Below are 16847 nucleotides of genomic sequence, written 5' to 3'. Positions count from 1 at the left end.
GTCGTCCGCAATACTCACACCGGCGGTCGCTGAACAGGGGTGGTGGAATCTGGTTCACTTCAGGTCTCCTTTCGGTGCGGTCGCGCCCGTCTGGAATTGGTAGTGGCTTCCGGCTTCCTTGCTGCCGTATGGGTAGGCTGGCGGGTCGATTTTGCTGAACACGAGTTGTGCGATGGTCATGCCGGGCGTGAGCACAAGTGTGTTGGATGACGCGTTGTACAGTTCGAGCGTGATTTGTCCCGAGAAGCCGGGGTCGATGAAGCCTGCGCACACGTGCACGAACAGGCCGTGTCGGGCGACGGTGCTTTTGCCGACGAGCTGGCCGACGAGGTCAACGGGACAGTTGACGGTCTCCTGCGTGGTACCCAATATGAATGCGCCGGGTTTCAGCTGGAATTCGCCGACGTGCTCGGTGCCGGTGTATTGGATGCGTTCGGGGTATTGCATGTTGATGACCTGTCCCGGTTTCTGTACCAGCAGCGAGTCGCCTAGGTGCATGTCGACGCTTGCCGGCTGGATGCTGTTGAGCGCCATACCGGTGGGTTCGACGAGACGGTCGCACATGATGCGTGCTTCGAGCTGGTCGTCGTTGAGCCAATCGGTCATGCTTCCTTCTCCCATTTCTCCCATTTCTTCCTTTCCATGATGTTCATGTGCTTTTTGGCCCATTCGGCCCAGTGCGTCCAGTCGTAGATGTCGCGGTCGAGGCAGTCGTCCACGCGATGCGTGGCCTTCCTGCTGTTTTCGTATGGGTTGATGCCTACCGTTTCGAGGGTGAGACGGATCGTGCTCATGTCGAGCTTGCGATACGACACGTATTCGTTCCACGCCGGGCCGGTGAGAAGTGGTTCTTGGTGGGCTCTGAGCCATGCGAGGTCAAAGTCCACGTTGGTGCCGGCCGGGTGCAGCCTGACGCTCGGCCCACCGAATGTCAGGCGGTCGACGCGATCCAGCAACCATTCGCCTGCGTTCACGGGGGGTTCGGCGCACAGAGCTTCGTCCAGCAGCCCGTTGTCCTGATGCATGCGGATCGCATACGCGGTGTCACGCGTGTAGTTGATGCACGAGTGCGGGATGACGGTGCTGAACTTGTACGAATCGTAGTTTCCCGGCTCTGTCATGGGTGTGCCGTCGAGGTCGGTGATGCGCATGCCGATTTCCAACAGTTGGCCGTCTTCTGGTTTGATTGCCGTGGTTTCGGTGTCGATCCACAGCAGCAGATGCTCATTGTTTGCACTCATTGGTGACGCTCTCTTTCAGGATGAAGTTGATTGCTGCGAACATGTTCGCTTTGCAGTAGCCGTAGGTTTCGAGCAGGGCGATGGCTTCGTCGAGGTAAATGCGGCGAATGCCTTGTTCGATGAGGAGGATGGTGTTGTTCTCCCAGTCGAAGCCGCGTGCGCGCATCGCTTCGCCGACAATCACCGGCGGGGTGCTTTGCCTGCGCAGCATGAACAGTTTTTTGCCTTGCGTCTGTGCGCTCACATGTCCGTGCCCGAGCGGCTTCGATCCTGGCTGGAACCGTTCGAGTCTGCCCACTCCTGTGAGCGCGACCGCGCGGCGTTCGATGGCTGCGCGCATGTTCGGCAGGTTGTGGATTATGAGCGCTTCCCAGAACTCGCGCATGTGCGCGAAATCAGTGTCCGCAAGCATAAAGAGCTTGTCGTCGGTTAACGGTGGCTGTCTGATGAGGGGGTCGCCGGTGCAGTCCAGTTCCCACGACACGTACCAGAGTGCTTTGCTCAGGTCCTCGAACGGTTTCCCCTTGTCCATGTGGCGCCACACGTATTTGATCGCGTTCCCGACGCAGAAATCGTAGTAGTGTGCCAGTTCGATGCATTCAAACGGCCCGTTGGATTCGTAATGCGCGGGATGGTTCACATTATCCGTCATCAGGTTTCCTCCTGCGGTTCGTTGTAGCGTTTGGCGATTTCGAGCGCAATGAGACTGTTCACGTGCGTGTGCGCCATGAGCGTCCATTGCTGTTCTTCGCTGAGCTGGTCCCATGTTTTCCAGTCGTGGTGTTCCGCATGTATGCCTGCGTAGGACATGCGTGCCGCGCGCCATGTGGAATCCTTGAACTCGGTGCCGTATGGAACAGTCACCTTGATTTCGTCGCTTGCGGCTTTGTGCATGGCTTGCATGTCGCTTGCGGCTTGTTCCATGGCTTTGTCCTGCAACCAGCAAAGCGTGCCGAGCGGGAATGCGATACCGGTCATGATGCCGCCGGCCGCGGTGAGGATGACGCGTGGCGTGATGGGCAGCCATTGGCTCCCGGCGATCATTATCACACCGTATGCGAGGCTGAACAGGGTGAGCTTGTTGTCCGCCCACCATTGCTTAAGCGTCGTCTTACTCATGCCTACTCCTTTCCAGCATCTTGTCGTAGTCGTCGGCCCATTCGTCCGGTTCGAGCCGTTCGTCCTGATCGACGAGGCGCGGGTAGAAGATATGCGAATACTCGCGGTCGTATTGGTCGAGATAGAAGCCGTTGAGCGTGCGCACACGGTCGGCCACCATTTCAGCGGGGCTGTATCCGTCCCAGTGGAACACCACGGTCTCCCCAGCCTTATTGACGTACCGGTAGAGGCGCGCGACGTCCTCGATGCGGATGAACCGCAACGTGCCGGGCAGCACTTGGGACGCGTCTTCCTCGTAGTCGGCAGTGAGTAGCGGATGCTCACCGGGGACCGTGCTGGTGTACTGCCTTCCTCTTGGTGGCAAGTGTCCTATTTCAATGTCGGTCGTGTATGCGTAAGCTTTTTCGTGGTGTCGTCCGTCGGTGCCTTCCCATACCGCCCATAGGGTGACGGGTTTGGGTAGGTCGCGCACGTCTTCGGGCTTGTAGATGCGAATGGTCATGACTGGTCCTTTCTCGTATCGTTGTCGGTGTCGTGCCAGCCTCCTACGAATTGGCAGAAGTCCGTCCAGCTTTCTACTAGGCTTACGGGGTATGAGCGGCCGTCGTTGAACCAAACGATGCGTAGAAGACTTTCGTCAATGCGGATAGCTCTTGTGAGCATGATTCCTTCGACCGTGCCGCCGGCGGGGAGTTTGAGCGTGCAACGGTCGCCAGCGTCAAGCTTGTCTATATGGGGGACGGGTTTGAGTACGCGGTAGTTGCTCATGTTTCCTCCTCGGGTCCTAACGGTTGCATGTGGTTGAGTAAGAGGGCTAGTTGTTCGACTGGTAGGCCGATTAGTAGCGGGTTGCGTGGGATTTTCTCGGTCAGGTGGTCGAGGTCGATGCCGCCGGCCATGTCGCACATCTGGAAGTAGGTTTGTTTCCTCGTGTAGGCGAGATGCTTGCCGACTTTGTCTCGTGTGTCCATGCCCAGGCCAGGGCGTTTGCGGATGACCCAACCGAACTCGGTGTCGCGGTTGCCCATCTCGACTTCGCACTCAGCCCAGTGTTTGCGCCAGTTGGGTGTGCGCGTCGCCTTGCATTCGATGACCACCGGCGCACCACAGAAGTAGATGTTGCCGATGTCGCCCACATCCTTGCTGCCGTGCAAGGTGAGCCGTTGGATACGTTCGTCATCCAACGCCCACCGCAGGTAGTCGCATACGGCCGACTCGAATCGCGTACCCTTGGCCTTGCTCGGATTACTCACGACCGCCCCTTTCCGTTGTGACGCAGGAAACTGCGGCACTGATCGTTGTAGCCGGCAAAAAACAGGAAGAGCCGGCTTCTGTGTACCCAGAGGCCGCAATTGTTGAACCACCACTGTCTGCACACAGGGCACCGATACACTTCGTAGAAGTTCCCACGCCTCGGTGGAAGATCGCAATGATGCATCACGTCGCCTCCTCGTCAACACTCACGGGAATGCATTCCTGATACGGCATCAGGTACATCTGATCGTCTATCCACATCGGACGGGTCATCGGCACGTATTCGCACTCGATGCGCGTACCGTCGGAATCCCCCAGTTTGATGTCGCAGCCGGCAACACCAACGGCCACGACCACTGCGGCAAGAACCGCAACGGTTTTACGTTTGCCCATGATGTGCTCCTTATGGTCGTCGGGCGAATACGCCGGTGGTGCCGTCCGGCTGGTAGGTGACGGTGCGGATGTCGAATCCGAGGCCGGCTCGTTGACTCAGTACACGCGCCTCGTGTTCAGCTCCTTCACTTGTGGGAAAAGTCCCCCACATGCGCCATTTGCGTCGGTGTGCGCGTAGGTCGGCGAGGAAGCGGCCTATGCCGCCTACCGTCGGTTCTGGTTGCGCTCGTGGGGGCAGGATCGCGAGCCAGTCCTTTTCCGGGTCGCGGTCCCATTCGCCTTCGTCGATGAGTTTGCGGATCGATTCGGCGCTGCACGTCACATTGTCGACCAACGCGTCGGCGATGTCCTTGCGTCCCCCGTTCTCCAAGAAGATGCGTAGTTGGATGCGTTCCGGCTCCTCCAACGCGCAGTAACGCGTGTTATAGAGCCGGTGGGCCGTGCGTTGCACGTCGCGCCGTTCCTTCTCCTGCTGAAGCCTCTGTTCGCGTTCCGCTTCGGCCTTGAGCTGTTCGAACGCTTCACGCACGCTCATGCCGGGGTTATGGTCGAGCAGTGTGTGCGGCTCGTAGTCGACGGCCCATGCGTGGTGTTTGCGAAAGCTCGCCACTGCCGTGAACCGTTGACGCCTCGTCATCTGGGTGTTGGGGATATCCACGGATGTTGCTGTCATATTGTGTCTCCTTAGAAGTCGTCCTCGTTTGATGTCGGCGCCCCGTCGGACGAACCGAACTCTCTGTAGCTGGCCCACGGGTCTGCCGCCGGTTGCTGCGCCTGCTGCTGTGAGGGCGCGCCCCACCCGTTCTGCTGCTGTGCCGGCTGCTGGAAACCGCCATTGGGGTTGAAACCCGACTGCTGCGGACGGTTCACGGCAACGGCAGACTTACGCAAGTCGTAGCCGACGTGATCCACGGTCATCTCGACCACGTACCGTTTCGAACCGTCCTTCGCCTGGTATTCACGTTGGCGTACACGCCCATAGGCGATGACGGTCATCCCCTTGCTCAGGGAGGCCGCGATGTTGCTTGCAAGCATGTGATGCTCCCCGTCCCACGCGTTGCAGCTGAGGAACCACACGTCACCGTCTTCCCACTGGTTGGTCTGCTTGTTCAACCGGCGGGAGCTCGCTGCGATCGTGAAGTTCACGACCTTCGAACCGTTGCCAATGGTGCGTAGCTCCGGGTCGGCGGTCAGGTTCCCGACAATCGTCACATCAGGCAAACTCATGCTGTCGCCTCCTGCATCACGTCAGACGGTTCACCCACCGGAGTGGTGTTACGGTCGAGGAAATCGAAATGCGGCGTGGTCTCGTCCTCCACGGCCGCCGACTGCGCTTCGGTACTCACCGGCAGATAGGGGAACGCGCGCCGCACGACGGTCTTGCGCGCCATCGCCACGTAATCCGTCTTCCAAGGGCCACGGTCCCCTGCACTGCTGCGTTTCTTCGCCGCGTCGATTTCGGCACGCGTCATATATGTGCGATAGTGGCCGCCGTTGGTGAACTCGGCGTTCAAAAACACGAACATGAGCTTGTCCGGTGTATGGTTGGCGAGCGGATTGACCTCACCGGCCTTGATGTACGGTTGTCCTGCTTCGTCCATGAACAGTTTGATGCCGTCGTCCTCGAACACGGGCGTCACGTTCAACGACTTGATCTCACCGGAACGGCGGGCGAGTTCGATCATGCCCTTGTATCCGAGGATGAACGTTGCCTCCACCTGTCCTGTCTGATAGTTCTTGTTCCCGTACGGCAGGATGTACGCCTTACCCAAACCATCCACATTCGACGGTTCCAAACCGAGCACCGCACATTTCATGCAGCACGCCACGATGCTTTCCGGAGTGCACTGCAACAGTTTCGGTTCGTGGCTCACCGCGCTTTGCAACAATGAATAAAGCCGTTCTGGAGTGAGAACGCCGCTCATGACCGATTCGATCTGTGCGCGCCTGCCGCGGATCAGCGCATGAATGTCACCCATGGTGTTCATCGTGGTCAACTCGTTGTTCTTCGCTGTGGTCGCCAATGCGCCCATGATGGTTCCTTTCAGTCGTTATTGAGTGGTTTGACGTAGAAACGGCGTGCCGTGTACGCGTCCTTCGCGGGAATGAGTTTCTCCGGCTGCGCCTTGTAGTTGACGTCCTTGTAGCCGACTTGTGCGTGCGCGCTGACAAGACCTCGACGCGTATCGCCGACCATTTTCTTCAACTGGTCGCCGATACCCGTCTTGCTCTTTTTGGCGGCTTTCTCGGCGTCGTCAAACTGCTGCCAGAGCCCGGCGAGCCTATCGAACTCACCGTCATCGACCTGCTCGTACCCTTCTGGCTGTTCCTCCTGCTGCACCCTGTCCACGTCCGTGGAGGTCAACGCTGGAGGCTCGTCACGCTCGACATACCCACAGAACGATTCGGCGGCGTCGATGACGGCCTTGATGTCGTCCTCGTCTCGTTCGAACATGATCTCGACCGGTTCCGTTTCGCCGATGTCCGCATAAACCACGCCCCATGTCCAACCGGTGACGGCCAGATAGAACGTGACCTGTGTCAGGTAATAGTCGGGAATCCTGAGGTTGCCTTCTGTGTCATGCCAGTCGGTTTGTCCGCGATGCGCGCTCGTCGTCTTGATTTCCAACACTCCGAATCCGCGCGTCTCGTCGTAGAGGATGCCGTCAAGGGATGCGATCATGCAGGGGTGCGCACGACTGACCAGGCTCTTGTCGGTACCGTCGTACACCTCCCATTCTGGATGCAGGTCACGGAACCGGTTACGCAGCTCTTTTTCCAATGCGTTGCCCTTGACGACCGCCCATTTACCGCTGATGTCAACCGGGTGCTCACGGCCGGTCTTCTCCAGCCACAGTTCGTACGGCGTCTTATACGTGTTGATGCCGAGAATCGTCGCCATGTCGGAACCGCCGACACCTTGACGACGATGGTCGAGCCATGCCGCATGACGTTCCGCAGCGGTCGGCTGTGTGAACCGGACAAGCGTGAACGCATCACAATCACGAACCAGATGCCTCCCCATCAGTCCTCCACCTTGGTGTTGACGGGGATTCCCATTGGATAGTTGACATCGGCAAGAGACTTGTATTCGCCTTTCACGATTTTGAACGGGGCGCCATGCATGTTTGGCGCGGGGACGAACCGCCACCATTCCTTGCCGTCGTACTCATGGCGTATCAGCATCGCCCCACCCTTGAAACGCACGCACAGGTCTTTCACGATTTCTTGCGCACCATACCCGGCGTCGTAATTGACATTCAAAAACGGTTCGGCTTGCTCCCATGTCATCTGCACACGGCCGTCCTCACTGCCGACGTACAGCACGCCGGCAGTCGTATACCCATACCGTTTGATGTCCGCCAGAGTCTCTTCCAACAGGTTCATGCGTGTTCCTTTCCTTGTTGCCTGCGCCGCCACTGCTCGTATGTGCTGCACAGAAAGATGTATTCGATCGGGTCTAGGTAGACCTTGACTGGCCCGTTGCCGTTGATGCGCCGCGTGTACGGTGGCCGACCGTATTGTTTGCGGTATTGGTTGAACGCGTACTGTCCGAACCGGATCGTCGCGCGCGTCATGTCCTCTTGCGGGTGGTGTACCGAGTGGAGGAACTCACTGATCGTCAGCGTGTCCTCCACTGGCACATCACTGGGCAACGGGCGTTCGTTACTGTCTTTCACTGGAGTTCGCCCGTGTCCATGTCCACGTCGTCGGGTTCAAGACTTCGACGCAACTCGTCCAACAGGACGATCTCATGACTGTTCAACGGGGTTACGAGCATCGTCGAGATCGCCTGCGCGGTCTTCAGCATGCGTTGCGCCATATCGGCCGTGTCGTACACGACCTCGACGCATTCGCTCATTTCCGAATCCGGCCACTTCTCACGCCATGAATCCTTGTCACGGGTTTCCATGAGCGTGCGCACCTTCATCAGGTATGCGGCGCACGCCTTGGACAAATCCGCCGCCGGCTTCATCAGCATCAGCGTCATGTCGGGCGTCAGCTCGTCGGGAACCAACGCATCCTGCGGCATCGGCTTCTTCTTCCCACTCACGATTCCACCCCGGCGTTGATCGCCTTACGCAGCTGCTCGATTGACGTGATACGCGTGTACGGCGCCCACCTGTCGGCTAGATCTTCGACCGGCCTCGCAAATTCAAAAAGGCTCAGACACTCTTGCCCCTCGATCGTGATGTAGGAGTAGTACAGCTTGCTAGCACCGAGATTGTGGAAAGCTACGAGAACATCTCCGGAGCAGTCCTTGTACAGGCCCGGCATGTTAGGCACCTTCACGGTGCCGTCCGTGTACACCTTCTTCTCGGTGATAATGTCCGCGTCCACCTTGTCAGCAGTGATGGGCTCGTCATCGTGCAGCGGATGCTTGATCTTGACCGGGATACTTTCGGTCTTAGTGGACAGCCACATGTTGTATTCGCCATCCTGAAGGCAGCGCACGAGATAGGGGTGCAGGGAGTAGAAGTCGGTGACAGTCGCCCGAGCGAGAGCAACTATGATAAAGACTTCCGCCGGCAGTTTCGTGATCGCTTCGTTGAACTCGTCATCGTTCGTGATCGGATTGATGACTTCCACGTCGATTGACTTGCCGTCTGCCGTGAGCGTGGTGAGCAGGTCGCCGGGTTCCAGGCTGTCGCCGATTTCGCTGGCGACGCCTTCCCTGATCTCGTATTTGCCGTGTTTGCTGATACGCGTCCTCATGATGCGTGTTCCTTTCTGTGTTGTTTGCGATAGTTGCTGAGTCGGCATCGTGGACAGACAAGCGAAGCTCCGTAGATGAGTCGCCGCTCATGGCATTGCGAGCATTGCTCCCATCTGCCCAGCTGTTTGCTGTAACAGGTGCGGCACAACCGTTTCGCTTCAAGACGCATATGACGGCCGCAGTTTCGGCATTCCCCCTCATGGCGCGGCTTCTTGTAGCCGCGCGCATGCGAGTAGCATGTGTAACACATGCGCTTCGCGACCAGACGACGGATACGCGAACACACCGTGCACACGCCGACATTCATGTCGTTGACGAACCGGCTGTAACAGGTCCGGCACATGCGACGCGCATACAACGGACACGTCCGTCCGCAATCCGCGCACACCCCCGTGTAATGCCCATGAGAGTCCATCAGGATCCTCCTTTCCGTTCTGTCATGTGTGTGAAATCTGGTGCGGGCGTGGACGCTGCGGCGGCATATCCCCCACAGGAGTCCAGGAAGGACGACCGTCATGGAAGGACGACGGTCGTTAGCCGCAAACGCATCGTTCGCGTCTCCCGGCCAATCCTCAGAACCGGGTTCGCGTGGCGTTGACGCCCACCCCGCATAGTTGGCCGCACCGGAATCGAACCGGCTCCAGCGTTCGACACCCCCATACGGGCGGTGTTGTGCATGGGGCAAACCTGCGACGGCCACAATGCGGATCATTCATCCGGCGGAAGAATCGGCATGTCACCCAACGCGTCGTACAAGTCTCCGTAGCGCACCCATCCGGTGCCCAGCTTCGTCTTCTGCAACGAGTGAATGATGTGGCTGAAGTTGTAACGGAACGCCTTCACCGAGATGCCGAACACCTCAGACGCTTCAGTCAATGACAGGATGTCCAACCGCTCGTAGTGCTCCCTTGCCAAAACACGCTTCCTTCCGATAGAGAATGTGGGTGTGGGGACGATACGTTGAGAACTCAGGCACGACCGTCCCCTGTTCAGTTATGACGAGGGTTTTATGCCGTCTTTTCCTTGACGGGGCTTGAACACGACGAGCAGACGCCAGTCGTACGGGTCAGTCGGTTCGGTGTGCAGATAATGCGGCAGCACGAGCCGGTCGGGACGCTGATCGATCGTGAAACAACCGTTCTCGAAACCGACCACCACGTTTCGGACGACCTGCACCACGCCCGGCCGCGCCGACTGACCTATGACGACCGTGTCCCCCGGCATGAGAATGTGCAGCAGCTTCTTGTGCGAATCCTCATGCCGTTCGAACAAAGCTGGGTTCAGATAGGTGCGGCAAGACGGTTCGCAATCAACGACGGTCGTCATTCCTGCGCCTCCCACGCCTTCCGCTCCTCCTGGGCGACGATCAGCTCGACCTCGGAAACGGTCAGCCCCGTGTTCTTCGCGATCCACCTGATAGGCACGTCATCCGCGACCCATTTGAGAATCCGGTCCCGGTTCTTCCGCGTAACCATCAGTCATCCTCAAGCTGTTCGATGCGGTCGTCGCGAAGCGTGACCATGTCATCAATCTGAGCGCGGATGCCCACCACCTCAAGCCGCATGCCTGTAAGTAAGCTCACGCCATCGATCGCATTGCTCTCCCTCATGGACTTCAACGTCACGTCCAACGCTTCAATCTTGCGGTCAAGAAACCGCAACAGGGATGCCACGGAAACATACGGGTCGCCGTCATGATCGACGAAATACAATGGGTCACCCATCACTCCTCCTCTTCTTCGTCGTCGAAGCATTCCTCCGGCAGCAAGTCCACCAACGGCGCCACCGCAACAAGCGTGGACACCAACAGCACAAGCCAACTGAACAAATACCGAGCCGGACGAGCACACGCGCCCGGACCAAACACCATCACCATGAGCGTGCCAACCGCAGTGATCGCAGCCACCACGTTCACCACGCCATAACGCACACGACGCGACTCCGAACCCATCTCGTCATCCACATACGCGGACACGTTCTTCTGGTCAAGCATCGGAATCCTCCTTGCTTGTGTTCGTTTCATAGGCGACCCATACGTGGTACTCGCCGTCATCCTTGGTGATGATGGTCTTGAACCGTCCCGGGAAGCCACACACTTCCGGCCTGAACGAATGACGCGTACGGTTCGCTACCGTGCGTGCGAACATGTCAGCGGCAGTGTACGAGGCGAACGACTTCGGATAACATGCATACTCACGCTGTCCGGTCAGTGCGCAGATGAACGCTTCTTCCATCGCCCACATGCGGGCACGATCACTGATCGGCTTCCCAGCCTTGCGCGCCGACAATTCGGCAGCAGTCCTGAACTCGGTCATGCCTGATCCTCCTCTTGGGTATCTGGTGTGGGGTTCTGCGCCAACCATTCCTCATATGTTGGTGTGCGAAGCATGACTGCCCGCACCGCCTCGTATAAGATGCGCTCATAGTCATCCAAGGTGCCGCACATGTTATCGAATGCGATTTTTGCCTCTGCTGTCGCGAGGATGACTTCACCGGCCTTGCGCGATTCCATGCATTCGACGATTGCTTGAGCTTCGTCAAATACGTCTATGCATGAGTGCATCGCATTGCGTTGCAGCCTCTTGATCTCCTTTTCTGTCTCTTCTTCGGTGAGGCCGTCTTCCTTCGCCCACTCGAGTGTGTTCAGCTTCGCCCTCTCGGCAATCTCTTTATCGAGGTTGCATATGGCTGAATACACGAGATTCGCGTATTCGTCATCATGGGTTGCGGTATGCGGCTCGTCCTGAAAGTTGCTGGTGTAGCTCATGCCGTCTCCCCCTCAAGGAACTTGTTGATAAAGTAGAGCTGTCCCTTCGGCGTGACTTTCGTCGTGTACGACGTGATGGTGGAGCCGTCGGGCAGTGTGACTGGCTTCGCCTTGACAAAGAAGAGCCCCATGTCTTGCGCTTTCTGTGTCGGGAAGTTGCGGATGCCGTTACGTTTCATCAGCCAGCCGTGTTCGCGCAGCCACGCGAACAAGCGGTTCTGGCCGATCTCGATACCGTTCTGCTTGAGAATCTTCGCCAACTCGCCGACGAGGATGTCCTTCTTGCTGGCGGTGAGCGCGTCAGCGAACACGACCTTCGGCTTTTGCGCTTCGATCTGGCGCTTCTGTTCGTCCACGACGCTCTGCAACCACTTCAGGGAGGCAAGCGCCATCTCTTCTGGGGACATGGATTCCTGACCTGCCATGTAGCCGCCATGACGGCGAATGCTGGGGAGGACTTCATCGAACAGCCAGTGTTCGAACTCGACTGCGGCGGGGAGCTTGCTGGATGCGATCAGCCGGTAGACGTCGCCTTCACCGATGAAGACCGCTTCCTGAGTGCGTCCGAGGCTGTCGAGGATGGGGTGGCGATTCACCACCCCACGGCAATGCTGCTTGATTGCGTTGGTAGTGTCCTTGTAGCCGAGTGCTGCCGCGATGTCCTTCGCACAGTATTCGACGTGCTCACCTTCGACATGAACGCGGACTGCGTTCGTATGGAAGTCGAATGTCTGTAGTGCTGTTGTAGTATTCATCTCATACCTTTTATTTGGCCGGTGTTCACGCACCGGCTGTTTCCTTTTTGCCGACGAGTCAGGCTTTCTCTGCGTTGCGTCGCGAGGCGATTTCCGCTTCTTCTTTTGCGAGGTCCATTAGTTCCCAGCCGTCAACGAGCCCGAGTTCCTTGGCTACCGCATCGATTTCGTGGGTGTTCCAAGAGCTCCTTCCGGACAACCTGTCATAGAACTTTGTCGGCCTGAAGTTAATGCCCTTGCAGATTGACCGCATAGTTCGGTTATCACGAGCTGCGGTTGTGCGAATCGCCGTTGAAATCAGCGAATCCATATCAGTCATCAGCACGCTCCTTTCTGGCATAGCATTTGCTATACGCTCTGATGTTCAGTTTACGCATTTCCGTCGTGTTGTCAAAGCATATGCTATACACCTTGTCTGTATGCGGCCAGATACATAGGTATTCCGGCTATTTCTTCGGCGTGTCGAGATTGACGGTTATAGCATATGCGATACCATGTCTTATATGGTAAGGAAATCAGAATATGAAGAAATGGACCCCTTTACCATCATCCTCGCCGAGACCATACGGCGAGGATTGCAAGAGAAAGGAATGACTCAGACTAAATTAGGCGAGACGATAGGTCGGACACAGGCATACGTAAGCCCGCGATACAGAGGCTTACTGCCATGGACCACAAAAGACATAAACCTAATCGCCCAAGTACTCGGATTCGCGAACGGGTTCGCACTGATCGACGAAGCTCGCGGCATCACGAAGGAAGGGAGATGAAGATTAGGTGCTTCCACTACAATTAACAATATGACCTCCTCGTAGGTCGTTCATCGAGCGTCGGCGTGTTCTTGGCGGAGCTGCCGACGCTCCTTTTTCCCAGTATCATCGAACATCTGTTCGAACAGTTGCAATGATACGACGGAAAAACGACAACATGCAACACGGCGGCGAAACCCCACCACGAAAACACGGTACGGTAGAACCACCAAACAAAAAGAGAGAAAGGGAGGCACCATGAAGAACCAGACACTCAAAACCGGCACCGCAATAGTACTGGTCGCCGCATTAGCGCTCACCGGGAGCGGCTGCGGGCAGGCGAACGTGACCGAACAAGCCCAAGTGAATGTGATCGAACAAGCCGAAGAGAAATGCGACATACAGTCGGAACGCGGCAAAGAAATCCAGTACGCATTCAGCCTTGACGAGGGATACGGGAACGTGAGCACGATGAAGTGCTTGACGAACCTGATGCCTGATGACGTTTACGAGCATTACGAGGCCGACGAGAAGAAAGCGGCATCATATTACGAGACACATCAAGAACCGTTGCGAGGCCAATATGACAAGGATGGATACCGTTGGAAATGGCGTATGCTTTTTAACACCACATACGGCCCAGCTGACGAGAGGATTCTGTATATCACAAAGCTGTAGCCGCCCCTGTTATGATTGGTTGTGTGATGAGGTTAATTCCTCATCCGTGAAAACGCGGTGAAGGCCGCTCCCCTTGTGTTAGGTGGGTGGCCTTCACTGCGTGTGGTATGCTTGCTGGTACGCGGTAAACACTAGTGGCCCATGCTGGTCCTCGCCTACTGGATCGGGAGTGCTCGGTCGTCGAACGGGAAGACCGGCATGGGTACTGCGTCAGTGACAGTACCCCGCACGCGACCTCCCACGGGAGAGCGAACCAGGCGGGGTCATTTCATACCTGCGGCAATGGCATTCCAAACATGATTCAAGCCATTTGAGCCATTTGGGCCACCCTCATAACGTCCTATCTACACTCAGACCGACAGCTTCATAGACTGTCGCGCACTGCGGTCACTACATCGTAGTTGACAGCATGAATGCGTTCATCTGCAAGCATTTCCGCGATAGTCATCCACATGCACCGGTGACCACCGATCCCAAACTCGCCGTCCAGCGACCAATGCTCCGGAAGTGTCTGCATGTCACCCGAGTAGATGCGGTAGCGATAGTGCCGTTCCTCGTCATGCTCGGTGGAGTATTTCGTACTCTCCTCAGTACCGCGCATCGCGAGCTCGCAATCCTGCGCGGAAACCTTGAACTCGACGCTCAAATAGTTCCGCAGATCACGCTCATCATCCTGAATATCCGGAGTGGAACGACGGTTCGGGAAGAACCAGCAATCCCAATCGGCGTCATAATACAGCAGATACTTATTCGAGTCAGGAACGCCGGGCTGTCCAATCGCAACGATGGAACTACTAATCATCTTCACTCCTTCCAAGCAAGGATCGTGCAGCGAGAACCACACCAAGCCCGTTAAATGTCGCTACGGGATTCGTTAGCTACACTTAAGGGGGCCAACACCGTATCAGACGTGAACCACTGCGTCATTTCACGCGCCTCCTCGCCATTCGATGCAGTCCCATGCCCATTGTTCGACCGCATCGTTCTCGGTGGCGTCGCCGATCAGTAGCAGGTATCCGGCATTCTTGCCAAGTGACTGCGGATACAGTTGCTTGATGAGCCCGCGCTCCTTGAGAAACGCCCACGCCTTGACTATTCGCGCCTTGGCTGTGCGCGCGCGTTTCTCGCGCTCCGCCTCCACTTGTTCTTCGGTGCCTTCGAACAGTATTTCCTTGGGGAGCAGCATCATGCCTTCAATGTCGGCTATCATGCTCCAGCCGCCGGTGTAGAGCCGTGCTGGGGTGTGGTTGCGTTTCATCTTCTCGGTCGGAGGCCACTGCATCGACGCCTGCGCCATGTCGGTCAGCACGCACTTGACGAAGCTGTCGGTGGTGACGTTACCGCCGCGCGGCTTGAGCAGGCGTCCTTCGCTTGACGCCTTGTTCACAAGGTCAACGTTCTGGTAGGACATGTGTGCCATCTTTTCCGCCTCCATGCCGACTGCTATAGTTGGACATGGAAGCTACTTGCTTTCCGTGCCCCGTCTTAGAGTTTGGTCGCTAGAAGGCGGGGCTTTTCTTGTAACACGAATATATCACACCAGATGAACTACTGTATATCTACGCGGCGTGTTGGCGCGCTCTGAGCTAGGTGAACTCCTATATGTCTTATAAAGTAATAGATAAGTAAGGTAAAGGAAAACTAAAGAAAGGCCGCCGTCCAAGTCGGTCGAAATCGAGGGAATCGGAAGACACAGCACGTCACCCCTCCCCACCGGGCAGCAGCCCCTTCGGCAGTTGCAGCGACTCGCCCAGTTCGTTCATCGCCTCGGCCTTCTCCTCCATATCCACCGTACGATAGATGTCATCCACCTGCATCGTCGTATGCCCCACGATCTCCAACACCGTCTTCGTATCCACCCCCGCACGACGCAGCAACGTCACCGCACTGTAGCGGGTCTCATGGCCGCGCCGCTCCTTGGGGTCCATGCCGCACATGACGAGCAGCCGCTTGAAATCGTCCAGATCCTCCTCGTCATCGATGGGCGTACCATCCTCGTGACGCCACAACAAGCCGTGCGGGTTCGGCCAATCCGCCGTGTAGGCGAGATACGCGTGCACGACCTGCACCAACTGCGGCATCAACGGCACCGTCCTCGACCTGCCCGACTTCGGCGACTTGAGACACAGGCCGCCATGCAGCACACGCATGCGGAAACGGTCGGGCACGTCGTAATACGCCTGCGGGCAGAATGCGCCGACCTGCCTGCCGCACGACCATGTCCCGTCCGGCAGCCGATCGCATCCATGCCGGCGCGGAATCGACGTCATCGACCATCGCAGTGAATAGAACGGGCATGGCGCATCCAAATGCAAATCCTCCAGGACGACGCCCAGAATCTCGCCCTGCCTCATGCCTGTCAGCATCCGCCACCACAGGCGCGCCGCGACCGGCAGCGGCATCGTCGCGGCGTTGCGCAGCATCAGCTGCAATTCGGGCACGCTGAACGCGCGCCGGTCCGTCTGCGCATGGTTCGACGGGCGTTTCACCGACGCCAACGGATTCGACTGGATCACCTGATCGCCGACGGCCATGTCGAACGCCTGATTGAGCAGAGTGCGCGCCTTCGCCGTCATCGAGGCGGAACGCGACGACAGGTCGTCGAGGAACGACCGCAGCATGCTCGCGCGCACGTCACGCACGCGCACCCCGTCGAACGCGCGTCGTATCTCCTTCGCCCCGGCCCGGTAGTTCTTCATCGTTCCCGGCGAGACGCGATGATGCGCCGATTCGAGCACCTTGTCAACGTAGTCGGTGAGCGGCGCATCGTCCGGCGTCTCGACCGTGCCGGTCCGGTTGAGACGTTCCAACGCCTCCTTGTACTTGCGTTGGCATTCCCTGAACGTGCTCGCGGTGATCTGCTTGGTGCGGTATCCGCCGTCCGGACCTTTGCCCAACGTCAGTTCGACCTTCCACCGTTCCACATAGGTGCCGTCCTTGCGTTTCTGCCGATACGGGTACGGACGTGCCGCCCCGGTCGCCCTCTTCCTTGGCATATCCCACACACCTCCGCGCGTGTAATGAAAATTTAATGAAAACAGGTGGGGGGCATGTGCCCCCCACCTGCTATGCACATGGTACACAAAAGGTTGGAATACCAACGATTGTGCGAGGGTGGTCGTTACGGTCGTACCGTTCACGATGTCACCTAGGCACCTCGTCCATGTTCTCCCAC

The 16847-nt window shown here is 57.6% G+C and carries 29 protein-coding genes; 1 reads left to right on the top strand and 28 read right to left on the bottom strand.

Annotated features, from left to right (window positions below; all coding sequences use genetic code 11):
• Positions 1–54 precede the first annotated feature (54 nt).
• From dcd to D2E22_RS09800, 25 genes are all read right to left on the bottom strand, one after another.
• On the bottom strand, positions 55–606 hold the full coding sequence (dcd, locus tag D2E22_RS09910; RefSeq protein ID WP_164518506.1) for a dCTP deaminase: 552 nt from the start codon (positions 604–606) through the stop codon (positions 55–57).
• Complete coding sequence (locus D2E22_RS10625) at positions 603–1241, bottom strand: 3'-5' exonuclease family protein (protein ID WP_164518505.1); 639 nt, start codon at positions 1239–1241, stop codon at positions 603–605. The genes dcd and D2E22_RS10625 overlap by 4 nt, the downstream gene beginning before the upstream one ends.
• On the bottom strand, positions 1225–1893 hold the full coding sequence (locus D2E22_RS09905) for a DUF3310 domain-containing protein (RefSeq protein ID WP_126032917.1): 669 nt from the start codon (positions 1891–1893) through the stop codon (positions 1225–1227). The genes D2E22_RS10625 and D2E22_RS09905 overlap by 17 nt, the downstream gene beginning before the upstream one ends.
• A complete protein-coding gene (locus D2E22_RS09900; RefSeq protein WP_126032916.1) occupies positions 1893–2360 on the bottom strand; it encodes a hypothetical protein in 468 nt (155 codons plus the stop codon). The genes D2E22_RS09905 and D2E22_RS09900 overlap by 1 nt, the downstream gene beginning before the upstream one ends.
• Complete coding sequence (locus D2E22_RS09895; RefSeq protein WP_126032915.1) at positions 2353–2862, bottom strand: hypothetical protein; 510 nt, start codon at positions 2860–2862, stop codon at positions 2353–2355. Before D2E22_RS09895 ends, D2E22_RS09900 begins: the two co-directional genes overlap by 8 nt.
• Positions 2859–3128 carry a hypothetical protein gene (locus tag D2E22_RS09890; protein ID WP_126032914.1) on the bottom strand — a complete coding sequence of 90 codons (270 nt, stop codon included), beginning with the start codon at positions 3126–3128 and terminating at the stop codon, positions 2859–2861. Before D2E22_RS09890 ends, D2E22_RS09895 begins: the two co-directional genes overlap by 4 nt.
• Positions 3125–3613 carry a hypothetical protein gene (locus D2E22_RS09885; RefSeq protein WP_126032913.1) on the bottom strand — a complete coding sequence of 163 codons (489 nt, stop codon included), beginning with the start codon at positions 3611–3613 and terminating at the stop codon, positions 3125–3127. Before D2E22_RS09885 ends, D2E22_RS09890 begins: the two co-directional genes overlap by 4 nt.
• 184 nt (positions 3614–3797) lie before the next feature.
• Entirely contained in the window at positions 3798–4007 is a 210-nt protein-coding gene (locus D2E22_RS09880) for a hypothetical protein (protein WP_126032912.1), read from the bottom strand.
• 10 nt (positions 4008–4017) lie between these two features.
• The gene (locus D2E22_RS09875; protein WP_126032911.1) at positions 4018–4680 is read right to left on the bottom strand and encodes a hypothetical protein; all 663 of its coding nucleotides are present in this window, start codon (positions 4678–4680) and stop codon (positions 4018–4020) included.
• 11 nt (positions 4681–4691) lie between these two features.
• Positions 4692–5234 carry a single-stranded DNA-binding protein gene (gene ssb / locus D2E22_RS09870; RefSeq protein WP_126032910.1) on the bottom strand — a complete coding sequence of 181 codons (543 nt, stop codon included), beginning with the start codon at positions 5232–5234 and terminating at the stop codon, positions 4692–4694.
• On the bottom strand, positions 5231–6040 hold the full coding sequence (locus D2E22_RS09865) for a recombinase RecT (RefSeq protein WP_126032909.1): 810 nt from the start codon (positions 6038–6040) through the stop codon (positions 5231–5233). The genes ssb and D2E22_RS09865 overlap by 4 nt, the downstream gene beginning before the upstream one ends.
• 11 nt (positions 6041–6051) lie before the next feature.
• On the bottom strand, positions 6052–7032 hold the full coding sequence (locus D2E22_RS09860; RefSeq protein ID WP_126032908.1) for a YqaJ viral recombinase family nuclease: 981 nt from the start codon (positions 7030–7032) through the stop codon (positions 6052–6054).
• Positions 7032–7394: a hypothetical protein gene (locus D2E22_RS09855; protein WP_126032907.1), complete on the bottom strand. Its 363-nt coding sequence runs from the start codon at positions 7392–7394 to the stop codon at positions 7032–7034. Before D2E22_RS09855 ends, D2E22_RS09860 begins: the two co-directional genes overlap by 1 nt.
• Entirely contained in the window at positions 7391–7645 is a 255-nt protein-coding gene (locus tag D2E22_RS09850) for a hypothetical protein (RefSeq protein ID WP_126032906.1), read from the bottom strand. Before D2E22_RS09850 ends, D2E22_RS09855 begins: the two co-directional genes overlap by 4 nt.
• 38 nt (positions 7646–7683) lie before the next feature.
• Complete coding sequence (locus D2E22_RS09845; protein ID WP_126032905.1) at positions 7684–8061, bottom strand: hypothetical protein; 378 nt, start codon at positions 8059–8061, stop codon at positions 7684–7686.
• Complete coding sequence (locus D2E22_RS09840; RefSeq protein WP_126032904.1) at positions 8058–8723, bottom strand: hypothetical protein; 666 nt, start codon at positions 8721–8723, stop codon at positions 8058–8060. The genes D2E22_RS09845 and D2E22_RS09840 overlap by 4 nt, the downstream gene beginning before the upstream one ends.
• A gap of 709 nt (positions 8724–9432) precedes the next feature.
• The gene (locus tag D2E22_RS09835; RefSeq protein WP_126032903.1) at positions 9433–9639 is read right to left on the bottom strand and encodes a hypothetical protein; all 207 of its coding nucleotides are present in this window, start codon (positions 9637–9639) and stop codon (positions 9433–9435) included.
• A 78-nt stretch (positions 9640–9717) separates the two neighbouring features.
• A complete protein-coding gene (locus D2E22_RS09830; protein ID WP_126032902.1) occupies positions 9718–10065 on the bottom strand; it encodes a hypothetical protein in 348 nt (115 codons plus the stop codon).
• Positions 10047–10199 carry a hypothetical protein gene (locus D2E22_RS10620; protein WP_164518504.1) on the bottom strand — a complete coding sequence of 51 codons (153 nt, stop codon included), beginning with the start codon at positions 10197–10199 and terminating at the stop codon, positions 10047–10049. Before D2E22_RS10620 ends, D2E22_RS09830 begins: the two co-directional genes overlap by 19 nt.
• The gene (locus tag D2E22_RS09825; RefSeq protein WP_126032901.1) at positions 10199–10447 is read right to left on the bottom strand and encodes a hypothetical protein; all 249 of its coding nucleotides are present in this window, start codon (positions 10445–10447) and stop codon (positions 10199–10201) included. Before D2E22_RS09825 ends, D2E22_RS10620 begins: the two co-directional genes overlap by 1 nt.
• A complete protein-coding gene (locus tag D2E22_RS09820; protein ID WP_126032900.1) occupies positions 10447–10716 on the bottom strand; it encodes a hypothetical protein in 270 nt (89 codons plus the stop codon). Before D2E22_RS09820 ends, D2E22_RS09825 begins: the two co-directional genes overlap by 1 nt.
• On the bottom strand, positions 10709–11038 hold the full coding sequence (locus tag D2E22_RS09815; protein WP_126032899.1) for a hypothetical protein: 330 nt from the start codon (positions 11036–11038) through the stop codon (positions 10709–10711). Before D2E22_RS09815 ends, D2E22_RS09820 begins: the two co-directional genes overlap by 8 nt.
• Positions 11035–11490, bottom strand: a complete 456-nt coding sequence (locus tag D2E22_RS09810) for a hypothetical protein (RefSeq protein ID WP_126032898.1) — start codon at positions 11488–11490, stop codon at positions 11035–11037. The genes D2E22_RS09815 and D2E22_RS09810 overlap by 4 nt, the downstream gene beginning before the upstream one ends.
• Positions 11487–12245 carry a phage antirepressor KilAC domain-containing protein gene (locus tag D2E22_RS09805; protein WP_126032897.1) on the bottom strand — a complete coding sequence of 253 codons (759 nt, stop codon included), beginning with the start codon at positions 12243–12245 and terminating at the stop codon, positions 11487–11489. The genes D2E22_RS09810 and D2E22_RS09805 overlap by 4 nt, the downstream gene beginning before the upstream one ends.
• A 58-nt stretch (positions 12246–12303) precedes the next feature.
• The gene (locus D2E22_RS09800; RefSeq protein ID WP_126032896.1) at positions 12304–12564 is read right to left on the bottom strand and encodes a hypothetical protein; all 261 of its coding nucleotides are present in this window, start codon (positions 12562–12564) and stop codon (positions 12304–12306) included.
• Between the two features lie 688 nt (positions 12565–13252).
• Between D2E22_RS09800 and D2E22_RS09795 the strand changes: the two genes are divergently transcribed.
• Complete coding sequence (locus D2E22_RS09795; RefSeq protein WP_126032895.1) at positions 13253–13672, top strand: hypothetical protein; 420 nt, start codon at positions 13253–13255, stop codon at positions 13670–13672.
• A 364-nt stretch (positions 13673–14036) separates the two neighbouring features.
• Here D2E22_RS09795 and D2E22_RS09790 read toward each other — a convergent pair whose 3' ends face one another.
• The 3 genes from D2E22_RS09790 to D2E22_RS09780 form a co-directional block, all read right to left on the bottom strand.
• Positions 14037–14474, bottom strand: coding sequence for a hypothetical protein (locus D2E22_RS09790; RefSeq protein WP_126032894.1), 438 nt, complete (start codon positions 14472–14474; stop codon positions 14037–14039).
• Between the two features lie 126 nt (positions 14475–14600).
• Positions 14601–15107, bottom strand: a complete 507-nt coding sequence (locus D2E22_RS09785) for a hypothetical protein (protein ID WP_126032893.1) — start codon at positions 15105–15107, stop codon at positions 14601–14603.
• A 265-nt stretch (positions 15108–15372) separates the two neighbouring features.
• Positions 15373–16668, bottom strand: a complete 1296-nt coding sequence (locus tag D2E22_RS09780; protein ID WP_126032892.1) for a tyrosine-type recombinase/integrase — start codon at positions 16666–16668, stop codon at positions 15373–15375.
• Between the last annotated feature and the right edge of the window lie 179 nt (positions 16669–16847).

It is taken from the genome of Bifidobacterium castoris, assembly GCF_003952025.1.
Classification (GTDB): domain Bacteria; phylum Actinomycetota; class Actinomycetes; order Actinomycetales; family Bifidobacteriaceae; genus Bifidobacterium; species Bifidobacterium castoris.
The sequence above is the reverse complement of the archived record's forward strand: the minus strand, read 5'-3'. Positions and strand labels throughout refer to the sequence as shown.

What these genes read in the sequence shown, in the direction of transcription:
- dcd (WP_164518506.1), bottom strand. Translation starts at nt 606, where the DNA reads ATGACCGATTGGCTCAACGACGACCAGCTCGAAGCACGCATCATGTGC.
- D2E22_RS10625 (WP_164518505.1), bottom strand. Translation starts at nt 1,241, where the DNA reads ATGAGTGCAAACAATGAGCATCTGCTGCTGTGGATCGACACCGAAACC.
- D2E22_RS09905 (WP_126032917.1), bottom strand. Translation starts at nt 1,893, where the DNA reads ATGACGGATAATGTGAACCATCCCGCGCATTACGAATCCAACGGGCCG.
- D2E22_RS09900 (WP_126032916.1), bottom strand. Translation starts at nt 2,360, where the DNA reads ATGAGTAAGACGACGCTTAAGCAATGGTGGGCGGACAACAAGCTCACC.
- D2E22_RS09895 (WP_126032915.1), bottom strand. Translation starts at nt 2,862, where the DNA reads ATGACCATTCGCATCTACAAGCCCGAAGACGTGCGCGACCTACCCAAA.
- D2E22_RS09890 (WP_126032914.1), bottom strand. Translation starts at nt 3,128, where the DNA reads ATGAGCAACTACCGCGTACTCAAACCCGTCCCCCATATAGACAAGCTT.
- D2E22_RS09880 (WP_126032912.1), bottom strand. Translation starts at nt 4,007, where the DNA reads ATGGGCAAACGTAAAACCGTTGCGGTTCTTGCCGCAGTGGTCGTGGCC.
- D2E22_RS09875 (WP_126032911.1), bottom strand. Translation starts at nt 4,680, where the DNA reads ATGACAGCAACATCCGTGGATATCCCCAACACCCAGATGACGAGGCGT.
- ssb (WP_126032910.1), bottom strand. Translation starts at nt 5,234, where the DNA reads ATGAGTTTGCCTGATGTGACGATTGTCGGGAACCTGACCGCCGACCCG.
- D2E22_RS09865 (WP_126032909.1), bottom strand. Translation starts at nt 6,040, where the DNA reads ATGGGCGCATTGGCGACCACAGCGAAGAACAACGAGTTGACCACGATG.
- D2E22_RS09860 (WP_126032908.1), bottom strand. Translation starts at nt 7,032, where the DNA reads ATGGGGAGGCATCTGGTTCGTGATTGTGATGCGTTCACGCTTGTCCGG.
- D2E22_RS09855 (WP_126032907.1), bottom strand. Translation starts at nt 7,394, where the DNA reads ATGAACCTGTTGGAAGAGACTCTGGCGGACATCAAACGGTATGGGTAT.
- D2E22_RS09840 (WP_126032904.1), bottom strand. Translation starts at nt 8,723, where the DNA reads ATGAGGACGCGTATCAGCAAACACGGCAAATACGAGATCAGGGAAGGC.
- D2E22_RS10620 (WP_164518504.1), bottom strand. Translation starts at nt 10,199, where the DNA reads ATGGTTACGCGGAAGAACCGGGACCGGATTCTCAAATGGGTCGCGGAT.
- D2E22_RS09825 (WP_126032901.1), bottom strand. Translation starts at nt 10,447, where the DNA reads ATGGGTGACCCATTGTATTTCGTCGATCATGACGGCGACCCGTATGTT.
- D2E22_RS09820 (WP_126032900.1), bottom strand. Translation starts at nt 10,716, where the DNA reads ATGCTTGACCAGAAGAACGTGTCCGCGTATGTGGATGACGAGATGGGT.
- D2E22_RS09815 (WP_126032899.1), bottom strand. Translation starts at nt 11,038, where the DNA reads ATGACCGAGTTCAGGACTGCTGCCGAATTGTCGGCGCGCAAGGCTGGG.
- D2E22_RS09810 (WP_126032898.1), bottom strand. Translation starts at nt 11,490, where the DNA reads ATGAGCTACACCAGCAACTTTCAGGACGAGCCGCATACCGCAACCCAT.
- D2E22_RS09805 (WP_126032897.1), bottom strand. Translation starts at nt 12,245, where the DNA reads ATGAATACTACAACAGCACTACAGACATTCGACTTCCATACGAACGCA.
- D2E22_RS09800 (WP_126032896.1), bottom strand. Translation starts at nt 12,564, where the DNA reads ATGACTGATATGGATTCGCTGATTTCAACGGCGATTCGCACAACCGCA.
- D2E22_RS09795 (WP_126032895.1), top strand. Translation starts at nt 13,253, where the DNA reads ATGAAGAACCAGACACTCAAAACCGGCACCGCAATAGTACTGGTCGCC.
- D2E22_RS09790 (WP_126032894.1), bottom strand. Translation starts at nt 14,474, where the DNA reads ATGATTAGTAGTTCCATCGTTGCGATTGGACAGCCCGGCGTTCCTGAC.
- D2E22_RS09785 (WP_126032893.1), bottom strand. Translation starts at nt 15,107, where the DNA reads ATGGAGGCGGAAAAGATGGCACACATGTCCTACCAGAACGTTGACCTT.
- D2E22_RS09780 (WP_126032892.1), bottom strand. Translation starts at nt 16,668, where the DNA reads ATGCCAAGGAAGAGGGCGACCGGGGCGGCACGTCCGTACCCGTATCGG.